The organism is Burkholderia sp. Ap-955, from assembly GCF_011753045.1.
GTDB classification, from domain to species: domain Bacteria; phylum Pseudomonadota; class Gammaproteobacteria; order Burkholderiales; family Burkholderiaceae; genus Burkholderia; species Burkholderia lata_D.
In genome coordinates, this window is record NZ_VWWH01000140.1 from 1 (window position 1) to 12,203 (window position 12,203).

General features: G+C 68.0%; 11 protein-coding genes. 6 read left to right on the plus strand and 5 right to left on the minus strand.

The annotated features are described in order from the left end of the window. From F3J15_RS35280 to F3J15_RS35290, 3 genes are all read left to right on the plus strand, one after another. On the plus strand, positions 1–2,928 hold a 2,928-nt coding region (locus F3J15_RS35280), incomplete at its 5' end, for a DUF2339 domain-containing protein (RefSeq protein WP_166897096.1). Next, a complete protein-coding gene (locus F3J15_RS35285; protein ID WP_166897099.1) occupies positions 2,925–4,271 on the plus strand; it encodes a DUF3999 domain-containing protein in 1,347 nt (448 codons plus the stop codon). The genes F3J15_RS35280 and F3J15_RS35285, both read left to right, overlap by 4 nt. Positions 4,272–4,390: 119 nt before the next feature. Beyond that, positions 4,391–5,044, plus strand: a complete 654-nt coding sequence (locus F3J15_RS35290; RefSeq protein ID WP_166897103.1) for a lytic transglycosylase domain-containing protein — start codon at positions 4,391–4,393, stop codon at positions 5,042–5,044. 8 nt (positions 5,045–5,052) lie between these two features. Here the strand turns inward: F3J15_RS35290 and F3J15_RS35295 are convergent, their stop codons facing one another. From F3J15_RS35295 to F3J15_RS35305, 3 genes are all read right to left on the minus strand, one after another. Continuing rightward, the gene (locus F3J15_RS35295) at positions 5,053–5,751 is read right to left on the minus strand and encodes a response regulator (protein WP_166897106.1); all 699 of its coding nucleotides are present in this window, start codon (positions 5,749–5,751) and stop codon (positions 5,053–5,055) included. A 40-nt stretch (positions 5,752–5,791) separates the two neighbouring features. Continuing rightward, the gene (gene kdpB / locus F3J15_RS35300) at positions 5,792–7,849 is read right to left on the minus strand and encodes a potassium-transporting ATPase subunit KdpB (protein ID WP_166897116.1); all 2,058 of its coding nucleotides are present in this window, start codon (positions 7,847–7,849) and stop codon (positions 5,792–5,794) included. Positions 7,850–8,208: 359 nt separating this feature from the next. Then, entirely contained in the window at positions 8,209–8,997 is a 789-nt protein-coding gene (locus F3J15_RS35305; RefSeq protein WP_089448295.1) for a GNAT family N-acetyltransferase, read from the minus strand. A 279-nt stretch (positions 8,998–9,276) separates the two neighbouring features. Between F3J15_RS35305 and F3J15_RS35310 the strand changes: the two genes are divergently transcribed. From F3J15_RS35310 to F3J15_RS35320, 3 genes are all read left to right on the plus strand, one after another. Further along, the gene (locus F3J15_RS35310) at positions 9,277–9,582 is read left to right on the plus strand and encodes an NIPSNAP family protein (protein ID WP_166897109.1); all 306 of its coding nucleotides are present in this window, start codon (positions 9,277–9,279) and stop codon (positions 9,580–9,582) included. 331 nt (positions 9,583–9,913) lie between these two features. Further along, entirely contained in the window at positions 9,914–10,564 is a 651-nt protein-coding gene (locus F3J15_RS35315; RefSeq protein WP_027790596.1) for an NAD(P)H-dependent oxidoreductase, read from the plus strand. Positions 10,565–10,798: 234 nt separating this feature from the next. Beyond that, the gene (locus F3J15_RS35320; RefSeq protein ID WP_011354057.1) at positions 10,799–11,017 is read left to right on the plus strand and encodes a hypothetical protein; all 219 of its coding nucleotides are present in this window, start codon (positions 10,799–10,801) and stop codon (positions 11,015–11,017) included. Between the two features lie 303 nt (positions 11,018–11,320). On the opposite strand, the gene F3J15_RS37980 is transcribed toward F3J15_RS35320, so the two are convergent. Both F3J15_RS37980 and F3J15_RS35330 read right to left on the minus strand, forming a co-directional pair. Continuing rightward, the gene (locus F3J15_RS37980) at positions 11,321–11,623 is read right to left on the minus strand and encodes a hypothetical protein (RefSeq protein ID WP_240159400.1); all 303 of its coding nucleotides are present in this window, start codon (positions 11,621–11,623) and stop codon (positions 11,321–11,323) included. Positions 11,624–11,850: 227 nt separating this feature from the next. Then, positions 11,851–12,203 (minus strand): NAD(P)(+) transhydrogenase (Re/Si-specific) subunit beta (locus F3J15_RS35330; RefSeq protein WP_166897112.1); only part of this gene is annotated, 353 nt, incomplete at its 5' end.

Genomic DNA, 12,203 nt, shown 5'->3' on the forward strand with positions numbered 1-12,203 from the left:
TCCGCCACGCCGGCACCGACACCAGCCGCCGCGATCCGCGCGAGCGAAACACCTGCCGCCCGGGCGCCCGCACCGTCGGCGCCTCCCGCGCCGCCCAAACCACGTGAACCCGACCTCGTCGAGCGCGCATTCCGCGCCGCACGCGACTGGCTGCTCGGCGGCAACACGGTCGTGCGCGTCGGGATCATCGTGCTGTTCTTCGGCGTCGCGTTCCTGCTCAAGTACGCGGCCGACAACAACATGCTGCCGATCGAATTCCGCCTCGCCGGCACCGCGCTCGCCGCGGCCGCGCTGCTCACGATCGGCTGGCGCGTACGCGCGCGCCGTGCGGCGTACGGGCTCGTGCTGCAGGGCGGCGGCGTCGGCATCCTGTACCTGACGATCTTCGCCGCGACCAAGCTTTACACGCTGCTGCCCGTCGGCGCCGCGTTCCCGCTGATGGTGGCCGTGTGCGCGCTGAGCGCGTTTCTCGCGGTGCGGCAGAACGCACTGCCGCTCGCGTTCATGGGCAGCGCCGGCGGCTTTCTCGCGCCGGTGCTGCTGTCGACCGGCCAGGGCAACCATGTCGCGCTGTTCAGCTACTACGCGCTGCTGAACGCGGGCATCTTCGCGATCGCCTGGTTCAAGGCCTGGCGTCCGCTGAACCTGCTCGGCTTCGTGTTCACGTTCACGATCGGTTCGGCGTGGGGCGTGACGGCCTATCGCCCCGCGCTGTTCGCGAGCACCGAGCCGTTCCTCATCCTGTTCTTCCTGATGTATGTCGGCATCGCGCTGCTGTATGCGGTGAAGCGCGAACTCGCGCTGCGGCACTATGTGGACGGCACGCTCGTGTTCGGCACGCCGATCGTCGCGACCGCGCTGCAGGCGTCGCTCGTGAAGGACATGCCGTTCGGGCTCGCGTGGAGCGCCGTCGCGCTGTCGGCGTTCTACGTCGTGGTCTCCGCATGGCTCGCGCGGCGCCGCGACCGCCTCGCGCTGCTGTTCGAATCCACGCTCGCGCTCGCGGTGATCTTCGCGACGCTGGCCGTGCCGCTCGCGTTCTCCGGTCCGACGACCAGCGCCGCGTGGGCGATCGAAGGCGCGGCCGTCGTCTGGCTCGGCGTGCGCGAGAAGCGCATGCTGCGGTTCGGCTTCGGCTTGCTGATGCAGGTTGCCGCGGCCGGCGCGTTCTTCACGAGCCTGCTCGGGCCGGCCGACGTGAACGCGCTCCCCGTGCTGAACAGCCCGACCATCGCGATGCTGCTGATCGCGCTCGCCGGCCTGTTCACCGGCTGGTGGCTGCACGGGCGCGGCGAAGCCCGCGCGTGGCATGCGTGGATGCCCGAGATCGGCGCCGCGGCCGCCGCGTGGGGATTGCTGTGGTGGGTAAGCGGCGGCCTGCACGAGATCCTCGTCTACGCGAGCCGTCACGTCGACCTGCATGCCGACCGCTTCGTCGTCGATACGACCGCGCTGTTCGCGGCCGGCACCGCCTGGCTCGCGCACGTCGCGCGCCGCCGGCTGGCATGGCCGCTCGCCGAATGGCCGGCGCTCGCGCTGACGCCGGTGCTGGCGCTGCTCGCGCTGCGTGCGTTCGATGCGCACGAAGCGCCGCTGTCGGGGATGGGCGCGTTCGCGTGGCCCGTCGCCGTCGGCGCAGGCCTTGCGCTGCTGTGGCGCCAGTCGCGCGGCACGGCAGGGGTCGATTCCACGCAAGGCTCGGCGCGCGGCGTCTCGCCATCCATCTCCGCAGGCATCATCGCGCCGCTGCATACGCTGATGTTCTGGACCGTGTGCGGGCTGCTGTCGCTCGAAGGCTTCTGGCGCCTGCGTGCGTACGTGCCCGAAGGTGCATGGAGCTGGAGCGCGTGGGCCTACGGCTTCGGTGCGCTGCTCCTGCTGGTGTCGGGCCCCGGCTCGCGGCTGCGCTGGCCCGTCGCGGCGTTTCCGCGCGCGTACCAGGTGTGGGGCGCGGCGCCGCTCGCGGCGCTGCTGTGGTTGTGGAGCCTCGCCAGCGTGATCAGCGACGGCAACGCGGCGCCGCTCTTCTGGCTGCCGCTGCTCAACCCGCTCGACATCGCGCAGTGCCTGGTGTTCATTGCATTCGCCGTGTGGCTGCGCCGACTGAAGACGCTCGGCATCGTGTGGCATCCGCGCGTCGTCGACCATGCGGCCATCGCGACCGTGTTCCTGTGGTTCAACGCGCTGATGCTGCGCACGCTGCATCACCGTTTCCACCTGGCCTACGACATCGACACCGTGCTGTCGTCGTTCGGCATCCAGCAGGTGTTCATGGTCGGCTGGAGCGTGTTCGCGTTCGCCGGGATGTTGCTGACGCGCCGCGACGGCATCGCCCGCGTGTGCGCGCTCGCGTCGCTGCCGCTCATCGTCGTGATGTGGGCGTGGACCTTCTACGCGAACTTCACGCAGGACGGCGGAAGCTGGGCGCGCGTGCCGCTCTTCAACCCGCTCGACCTCGTGCTCGCGGTGGTCTATGCGCTCGCCGCCTCGTGGTTCGTGCGCGCACGCAAGCTCGGCTGGTCGTTCGGCAAGTATCGCGTCGAGCTGCTGAGCGCGGCCGGCGCGACCGCGTTCCTGTGGCTGAACGCGATCCTGCTGCGTACGCTGCATCACTGGGCCGGCGTGCCGTACGAACTCGGCGCGATGGCGGAATCGACGCTCGTGCAGGCGTCGGTGTCCGTGTACTGGACGCTCTGCGCGCTCGCCATCACGATCTGGGCCACGCGCCGCGGGCTGCGCCCGCTGTGGTTCGTCGGCGCCGCGCTGCTCGCGCTCACGGTCGTCAAGCTGTTCCTGTTCGACCTGTCGCACGTGACCGGTATCGAGCGCATCGTGTCGTTCATCGGCATCGGCGTGCTGCTGCTGTTGATCGGGTATTTCTCGCCGCTGCCGCCGAAAGCCGCCGCGCAACAGGACGACACGCCATGAAACGACTCGCCGCCCTGCTCGGACTGAGCCTGCTCGCGTCGCTCGCGGCGGCCGACGGGCGCGTCGCGCAACGCTTCTCGCTCGACCTCGACGGCACCGCCGCGTATTACCAGCTCACCGTGCCGCAGCCCGTCTACGCGGCGGGCCGGCGCGACGACCTCGGCGACGTGCGTATTTTCAACGGCGCGGGGGAGCCGGTACCGTATTCGCTCGACGCGCCCGCCGCTGCCGCGCCCGCCGTCCCGCCGAAGCGCACGCCGGTGCACGGGTTTCCGCTGCCGCCCGCCCGCACCGACAACGGCAACGCGCCGCTCGGCGTGACGGTCGGCCCCGACGGCGCGCTGCGCGCGGGCGTCGCCGCACCGGTGCGTGCGAAGCACGGCGCGGATCTCGTCGACCTGTCGCATGCGGACGGCGAGATCGACGCGCTGCTCGTGCACGTGAGCGACGACGGCTACCAGGGGCGTGTCGCCGTCGAAGCCAGCGATGACCTGCGCAGCTGGCGATCGCTCGGCAGCACGCAACTGCTGAAGGTGGGCCACGGCGACGACATGCTGGTGCAGGAACGCATCGCGCTCGAAGGGGCGGCGCCGCGCTACCTGCGGCTCGACTGGCTCGACGGTGCGCCCGCGATCGCGTCGATCGAGGTCGAGACGCACCCGCGCGACGCACGCGGGACCGACACCGCATCCGTGCCGCGCCAATGGCGCGACGCCGTGCGCGTGCGGGCCGGCAGCACGCCAGGCGAGTATCTGTTCGACACCGATGGTGCGTATCCGGTCGACCGCGTGCGCATCGACCTGCCGCAGCCGAATACCGTCGCGCGCGCGACGCTGCAGAGCCGCGCCGACGCGCAGGCGCCGTGGCGCGACGTCGCGGGCGCCGTGCTGTTCCGGTTGCAGGGCAAGGCCGGCGAGCAGCGCAATCAGCCGCTCGAATTCGCGGCGAATACGGACCGCGCGTGGCGGATCGTCGTCGACATGCGCAACGGCGGATTCGGCGGCGGCCAGCCGGCCGTCGCGATCGGCTGGCATCCGGCCGCGCTGACGTTCATCGCGCGCGGCACGCCGCCGTTTACGCTCGGCGTCGGCGACGCGTCGCTCGTGTCGTCGGCCGTGAGCCGCGACGCGTTGCTGGTGGGCATGGCGCCCGAAGTGCGGCCCGCGCGCGTCGGCGCGGCGTTGCCGGCGTCGGCGGTCGCGCCGGCATCAGCCGCCGATACGGATGCACCGCGCCGCTACGTGCTGTGGGGCGCGCTGGTCGTCGCGGTCGGCGTGCTCGGCACGATTGCGTGGCGCCTCGCAAAAGGCGGTGGCGATACGCACGGCGGCCGCGACGGGTGACGCCGCGCAGCCATGCGCCCCCCCTCTTTACGCGCCGTTTATCTCGCGTGCCGGTTTCTTTCGACGGTCGCAATACATAACTGCGTACAGTCGTCGCATCGGAACCACGATGCGACGACATGCAGGAAACCTATCCATCGTATGACCGGCCGCTGCCACGCACACGCGTGCGCCCGGCCCTGCGGCTGAAGCGGCTTCTGCTGCTCTTCCCGATAGTGCTGCCGTTGTCGATCGCATTGTCCGCGCATGCCGACGACACGCCAGCGGCGCAGGTCAGCGCAGCCAGCACGCCCGAACCCTCGCTTCCCCCGACCCTCGACACGATCGTCACCGCGCTGCGCAACCGCTTTCACGTCGCGTACGCCGACGCGCGCACGATCGCGCGCGCGGTGCAGACCGAATCGGATCGCTACGGGCTTGCTCCGGCACTCCTGCTCGCGATCATCGCGGTCGAGTCGGGCTTCGATCGCCACGCGGTCAGCGTCGCCGGCGCGCGCGGGTTGATGCAGGTGATGCCCACCGCTCATCGCGATCTCGTCGCGCATGTGAAGGATCTCTCCGATCCGGCCACCAACGTGCGGATCGGCGCGGCGATCTTCCGCGGCTATCTCGACGATGCGGACGGCGACGTCGAAACCGCGCTCGTGCGCTACAACGGCGGCACGAAGCGCTATGCGCAGCGGGTCGCGCTGCGCGTGCAGCAATTCGATGCGCAGCTGCGCCGTTCGAACGACGCGGCAAGCGACGCGCTGCGGACGGCCGCGAATCCCTGAGCGCGTCGCTATCGCGCACCGTCGAGCCGGTAGCCGATGCCTGTCTCCGTGACGATGTACGCGGGCCGCCGTGGATCGCATTCCAGCTTGCGCCGCAGGTGGCCGACATACACGCGCAGGTAGTGCGCATCCTTGCCGTGCGCCGCGCCCCACACTTCGCTCAACAGGCGGTCGTGTGTCAGTAGCCGGCCCGCGTGATGCGCGAGCGCGGCCAGCAGCCGGAATTCGATCGGGCTCAGATGCACGCGCGTCCCGCCGCGCAGCACCCGGCGATCGCCGAGATCGACGGTCACGTCGCCGAAGCGGACGTACGCCGCATCGATGCGCCCGCCGCCGGCTTGCCGCCGCAGGTGCGCACGAATCCGTGCGATCAGCTCGGCGGCACCGAACGGCTTGGTCAGGTAGTCGTCCGCGCCCGCGTCGAGCGCCGCCACCTTGTCGCTTTCCTCGCTCAGTGCCGACAGCACGATCAGCGGCGCGGCCGAGCGCGCGCGCAGCGCATGGATCAGGTCGGTGCCGCCGATGTCGCGCAGGTTCGTGTCCGCGACGATCAGGTCGGGACGTCGCGCGCCGACGGCCGCCACGCCCGCCGCTCCGGTCGCGGCCTCGAAGACGTGCATGTGCTCGGCCTTCAGCGCGACACGGACGAAATGCCGGATGAACCTGTCTTCGTCGACGATCACGATGACGACGTTCGGTTCGCTCATGCGGCAGCGCCTTCGTCCAGTGCGTGGTGCGCGCCCATGCTCAGGCCCATCCGCATGCCACCAGCACCATGTCGATCAGCTTGATGAACGGGAACGGCAACAGTACGCCACCGAGGCCATACATCAGCAGGTTCCTGCGCAGCAGCGGCGCGGCGCCGAGCGGGCGATAGCGCACGCCCTTCAGCGCGAGCGGGATCAACGCGACGATGATCAGCGCGTTGAAGATCACCGCCGACAGGATCGCCGACGCCGGCGACGCGAGGTGCATCACGTCGAGCACGCGCAGTTGCGGATACGTCGTCGCGAACGCGGCCGGGATGATCGCGAAATACTTCGCGACGTCGTTCGCGATCGAGAACGTCGTCAGCGACCCGCGCGTCATCAGCATCTGCTTGCCGATCTCGACGATCTCGATCAGCTTCGTCGGGTTCGAGTCGAGGTCGACCATGTTGCCGGCTTCCTTCGCCGCCTGCGTGCCCGTGTTCATCGCGACCGCCACGTCGGCCTGCGCGAGCGCCGGTGCGTCGTTGGTGCCGTCGCCGGTCATCGCGACCAGACGGCCCGCCGCCTGATGCTCGCGGATCGTCGCGAGCTTAGTTTCCGGCGTCGCTTCCGCGAGGAAATCGTCGACGCCCGCTTCCGCCGCGATCGCCGCCGCCGTCAGCCGGTTGTCGCCCGTCACCATCACGGTCTTGATGCCCATCTTGCGCAGTTCCGCGAAGCGCTCCTTGATGCCGCCCTTCACGATGTCCTTCAACTCGATCACGCCGAGCACGCGGGCAACGCCGTCGACGCGCTCCGCCACCGCGAGCGGCGTGCTGCCGCGACGCGCGATGTCGGTCACGACGGCCTCGACTTCGCGGGTGACGCGGCCGCCGTGGGACTCGACGTAGTGCTTGATCGCATCCGCCGCGCCTTTGCGGATTTCACGGCCGGGCAGATCGACGCCGCTCATCCGCGTCTGCGCGCTGAACGACAGGAACACCGGGTGCAGTGCCTGCATGTCGCGCTCGCGCAGGTTGAAGCGCTGCTTCGCGAGCACGACGATGCTGCGGCCTTCCGGCGTTTCGTCGGCAAGCGACGACAGCTGCGCGGCATCGGCCAGCGCCTCCTCGGTCACGAACGGCGCGGGCACGAACGCCGACGCCTGGCGGTTGCCCAGCGTGATCGTGCCGGTCTTGTCGAGCAGCAGCACGTCGACGTCGCCCGCGGCTTCCACCGCACGGCCCGACGTCGCGATCACGTTCGCCTGCATCATCCGGCTCATCCCGGCCACGCCGATCGCGGACAAGAGGCCGCCGATCGTCGTCGGGATCAGGCACACGAGCAGCGCAACCAAAGCGGTGATCGTCACGACATGGCCGGCCTTCATCGCTTCGACCGCGAACGTCGAGAACGGCAGCAACGTGGCGGTGGCGAGCAGCATCACGATCGTCAACGCAACGAGCAGGATCGTCAGCGCGATCTCGTTCGGCGTCTTCTTGCGCTTCGCACCCTCGACCATCGCGATCATCCGGTCGAGGAACGCCTCGCCCGGATTGACGGCGACACGCACGACGATCCAGTCGGACAGCACGCGCGTGCCGCCCGTCACCGACGAGAAGTCGCCGCCCGCCTCGCGGATCACCGGCGCGGATTCGCCGGTGATCGCCGATTCGTCGACCGACGCGACACCTTCGATCACGTCGCCGTCGGCCGGGATCGTGTCGCCGTTTTCGACGAGCACGACGTCGCCTTTGCGCAGGTCGGACGACGCCATCACTTCGACGATCGCCTTCGCACGCGGTGCCGCGAGCTTTTTCGCGACCACGTTGTGTTTCGCACTGCGCAGCGACGCGGCCTGCGCCTTCGAACGCCCTTCCGCGAGCGCTTCGGCGAAGTTCGCGAACAGCACGGTGAACCACAGCCACAGCGCGATCGCGACGATGAAACCGGCGGGGGCTTCGGCCTGGCCGAACAGCGCGGCGATCCACAGGATCGTGGTCAGGATGCTGCCGACGTACACGCAGAACATCACCGGGTTGCGGAACTGCGTGCGCGGCGTGAGTTTGCGGAACGAATCGGCGATCGCCGGGCGCACGAGCGCGGGATCGAACATCGAGCGCGCGGCCGTGCGCGGATGGCCGGGCTGCGCCGGGCGCGGACCTGTCATGGGCGAGAGAGACATGGCGGTTTCCTTTTGCCGGCACGCCCGCGCATCGGCATCCGGCATCGGTCAGGCGAGCCGGCGGCCTTCGCGCACGCTCGCGTGCGGCTTTCGTTTCCACGCAACCATCTTATGAAGGTTCGCGTGAAGATCGCGGCAAAGGATCGCGTCGGGGTATAAAAAGCGCGTAAACGTCCGTTTCGCCGCGGCGCGGCGGGGGTGTCTCAAGGGCCGTACACGAGCGGGAGCGCCACACTCCGCTCATCCGACGTTTACGCGGCAAAGCAGGAAAACGAACCGGGGCGCGGCGTTCAGCCGAACGTGTAGCGCCCGTGCTGACGCGGACGCCACGGCGACGAGCGGCAACTCGCGGCACCGGCCGCGCGTCGTGCCGCCCAGCCTGCGCCACGGCGCACATGCTGGCCGCGCCGGGCCACGGCGACCACGCGCGACGGCAACGCATGCGCAAGGCGCCGCACGGCCGCCACGCGCGCGGCCATGCGTGACGCCGGCGACACGCGGCGCACGATCTGCGCGACCGGCCGCTTGCAAAGGATCGCGCTGTCGTAGCGCTTGCCGTCGAAGCGCATCACGTCGACGACCTCGAAACCCTGTGCGCCGTAGAACGCAAGCAGGTGCGAAGCGGGATGCGGCGTATCGAGTGCGAGCAGCGTGTAGCCGCGCAACGCGGCCCACTGTTCGGCGAACGACAGCAGCAACGCGCCGATCCCGCGGCTCTGGCAATCGGGGTCCACCGCCACCTGGCGCACGCTCGCGACGCCTTCGCGCCGGTACAGCGAGCACGCCGACGAAGGATCGGTCGCATACAGCGTGGCCGTGCCGATCACGCGACCGCCGCACACGGCGACGTAGCACTCGCCCGCTTCCGCGCGGCGACGCGTGACGTCCTCGCTCTGGTCGACGCACGTGCAGTTGAGTCCCATCGCGCCGAGCCGCGCGAACGCGCGATGCAGCATCGGCGTGAGTTGTGCATAACTGTCGAAGGCCGGATCGAAACGCCGCACGATCACCCGATCGGCGCACACGGAAGGCGGCGCGGCAGGGGTGTGTTCGGCGATCGCGTTCCAGGGTATCGACATTGCCTTGCTCCGTGGTTGGGATGCCCGAAGTCTATGAGCGCGCCAGCCGCCCTCGCAAGAAAAAATGTCGTAAAAGTTTGGGGAAATGCACGCGGGAGAGACACGCGCAACGGTGCGAGCCGCCGCGCTGCGTGGGTCGTTGCGAACAGATGAAAGTGCGCCGATCGTTGTTTGCGCAAGCAACGCATCTCGTGGCCGGACCACGCGTCGGCATGTGCCGTTGACACTTGCGGCGGCGCCATCCAGACTCGCTGGATCCTCCCCGCTCCGAGCGCGCTCATGATCACCTGCCACCTTCGCTACGTCATCGATCCGTACAAGCTCGACCAGTTCGAAACGTACGGCAAGATGTGGATTCCGCTCGTCGAAAAATTCGGCGGCACGCATCACGGCTACTTCCTGCCGTCCGAAGGGGCGAACAACATCGCGCTCGCCATGTTCTCGTTCCCGAGCCTCGCCGAATACGAGCGTTACCGCGAACGCTCGATGGACGATCCGGCCTGCCAGGCCGCGTTCCGCTACGCGGAGGAAACACGCTGCATCGTCAGCTACGAGCGCAGCTTCTTCCGGCCGGTGTTCGGGTAACGGGTAACGGGTAACGGGCGACGGGCAACGGCCCGGCACATCGGCCCCCTTTTCCTGGCCGGGACGAAAAAAAGCCCCGCCTGCATCCGCGCGGCGGGGCCAACCCATGTCAGTAGAGACATTATGGAGGAGACGGGCCCATCTTATCGACCGCGGCCCGCCGTCCCAACCAAGCATTTCTGCTATCGATCTGGGCGGCCGCGCACACGATTGCCCCTGCCGCGCGGCATATCGATAGAACGAAAAGTCGTTTTCAGAGTGGCGGCGGGGTCGTTACCATCTGGTTTTAAGCCTGTGCTTAGCCGGGCAAGCCATCCCCAAGGAGCGCCCCTTGACTGCATTCGATCAACACCGCCGCCCGTTCGTCGTCGGCATTGGCGGTACCACCCGGGCAGCGTCGTCGACCGAACGCGCGCTGTCGTTCGCGTTGCGCGGCGCGCAGGCGGCCGGCGCACGCACGCGGCTGTTCGACGGCCCGTTCCTGCATACGCTGCCGCACTACGCTCCCGAACACAAGACGCTGACCGACGCGCAGCGCGAACTGATCGACGCCGTGCGCCAGGCCGATGCCATCATCATCGCGACGCCCGGCTATCACGGCGGCGTCTCCGGCCTCGTGAAGAACGCGCTCGACACGCTCGAGGAACTGCGCGCGGACGATCGCCCGTATCTCGACGGCCGCGCGGTCGGCCTGATCGTCACCGCCTACGGCTGGCAGGCGGCCGGCACCGTGCTGACGTCGCTGCGTTCGATCGTGCATGCGCTGCGCGGCTGGCCGACGCCGTTCGGCGCGACCGTGAACACGCTCGAAACACGCTTCGACAGCGCCGACAGCTGCTCGGATCCGAAGGTCGTCGCGCAGCTCGAGACGGTCGGCACGCAGGCGGCCGAGTTCGCGCTGGCGTTCGCATCGCATCGCGCGGCATCGCATGCGGCCTCGGTCGACGCACTCGCGCCCGTGCTGAAGATCGCCAATCAATAATTTCCCCGCCTTCCACCGCCCGCGCCGGCCGACTCCATTCGCCGGCGCGGGCGGTGCCCATTCGGACCAACGGCCACGCGCCGTGCACGCCGACGCTGCTTCCCGCCTGCCCTTCCGCGCCCCTCGTGCCGATGACGATTCAGCCCGCCGCGTGATTTGCATTGGCCGAAAGATTGGTTCACGCCGCGGGCGGGTTTTCGTACGCTGAACCTCCGAACTTTCTCCGCGCACGCCATGAACCGTACGATCCGCTACAAGGGCTACGAAGTCGCCCCCGCTGCCGCCCGGTTGCCGAACGGGCTGTTCGCCGCCAACCTGACGATCGAGAAGGCGAGCGGCGGCCCGTCGCCGCGCGCCGTTTCGTTCGACGCGATCGATTTCTTCTTCGAGGAAGAGCACGCGCTGGCCTACGCGTCCCGCTGGGGCCGCCTCTGGGTCGACACGAACGCGTGACGCACGCCTGGCCGGCTATCGTTTGTCAATAAAGTAGAGCATGGCAAATCAATAAAATCAAAGACTTAGGTTGCGATTTGCCATAGACGCTCGGTACATTTTGCCCCGTAAGATGAGCAAAATCAGGAAAAATGACAGGAAATTTGAGCATGCCCTCTTGCACGGATTTGCCAAGAGCGCAGGGACAAATTCCAATTCGCCGTCGGCGCGACGGACCGCGGCGAGATACCATACCCTATAGCGGCCTTGCTTCAAGTTTTAGGGGCAAATGCCGTACCCTTTAGCAAGTAGTACGCGACCGTCCTAAGGGGATGCACGCCTATCGAGCGGAGTAAGGCCCAACGCCTGCTGATGCTCGAAAATGACGTTCGAGAAAGAAGTCCATCCCGCCTTCGCCAACGGCGCCGACCACTTGGCTGAAATACTCTCGTCTACTGCATTGGTTAACTGCGGTTTTGTCGCGACACTCATTTCATGTTCGTGGGCGGCACCGCCGCCCATCCGTTTCGCTGTGCTGACGAAGAGACGGTCGATAGCAATGAGCCGCACTCGGTCACCGATCGTTGGCAACTCCAACGGCAATTTGGCGAGATAAAGCGTAAGCATCTGACCGTGACCGTCTTGCCCCGATCGTCAGAAGCGTCCGTGTCGCACCATCACATCGTTAACCTCAATAATCCCGCTAGTCTAACAACGCTCGAGATATGAGGCAGTAGGCACGAGAGAGCCCGGCACCGGTCGCTGCATCGCTCCGCGTCAAAAGCGGAATGGTCTGAAGCTTCGCAAAAGCGCAGACAAAGCATCGCAGGAAATTTCCCCCTCGCGCCCCCTCATCAGGCTCTCAGTGCGCCGAAGACCTCATCCAGCATCTTCTTCGCGTCGCCGAACAGCATCCGGTTGTTGTCCTTGTAGAACAGCGGATTGTCGACACCCGCATAGCCGGACGCCATGCTGCGCTTCATCACGATCGAGGTCTTCGCCTTCCACACCTCGAGCACCGGCATGCCGGCGATGGGGCTCGCCGGATCTTCCTGCGCCGCCGGGTTCACGATGTCGTTTGCGCCGATCACCATCGACACGTCGGCTTCGGGGAAGTCGGCGTTGATCTCGTCCATCTCCATCACGATGTCGTAAGGCACCTTCGCCTCGGCGAGCAGCACGTTCATGTGCCCCGGCATGCGGCCGG

Excerpts from the sequence above, each read along its gene's own strand:
- F3J15_RS35285 (WP_166897099.1), top strand. The coding sequence starts at position 2,925 with ATGAAACGACTCGCCGCCCTGCTCGGACTGAGCCTGCTCGCGTCGCTC.
- F3J15_RS35290 (WP_166897103.1), top strand. The coding sequence starts at position 4,391 with ATGCAGGAAACCTATCCATCGTATGACCGGCCGCTGCCACGCACACGC.
- F3J15_RS35295 (WP_166897106.1), bottom strand. The coding sequence starts at position 5,751 with ATGAGCGAACCGAACGTCGTCATCGTGATCGTCGACGAAGACAGGTTC.
- kdpB (WP_166897116.1), bottom strand. The coding sequence starts at position 7,849 with ATGTTCGATCCCGCGCTCGTGCGCCCGGCGATCGCCGATTCGTTCCGC.
- F3J15_RS35305 (WP_089448295.1), bottom strand. The coding sequence starts at position 8,997 with ATGTCGATACCCTGGAACGCGATCGCCGAACACACCCCTGCCGCGCCG.
- F3J15_RS35310 (WP_166897109.1), top strand. The coding sequence starts at position 9,277 with ATGATCACCTGCCACCTTCGCTACGTCATCGATCCGTACAAGCTCGAC.
- F3J15_RS35320 (WP_011354057.1), top strand. The coding sequence starts at position 10,799 with ATGAACCGTACGATCCGCTACAAGGGCTACGAAGTCGCCCCCGCTGCC.
- F3J15_RS37980 (WP_240159400.1), bottom strand. The coding sequence starts at position 11,623 with ATGCTTACGCTTTATCTCGCCAAATTGCCGTTGGAGTTGCCAACGATC.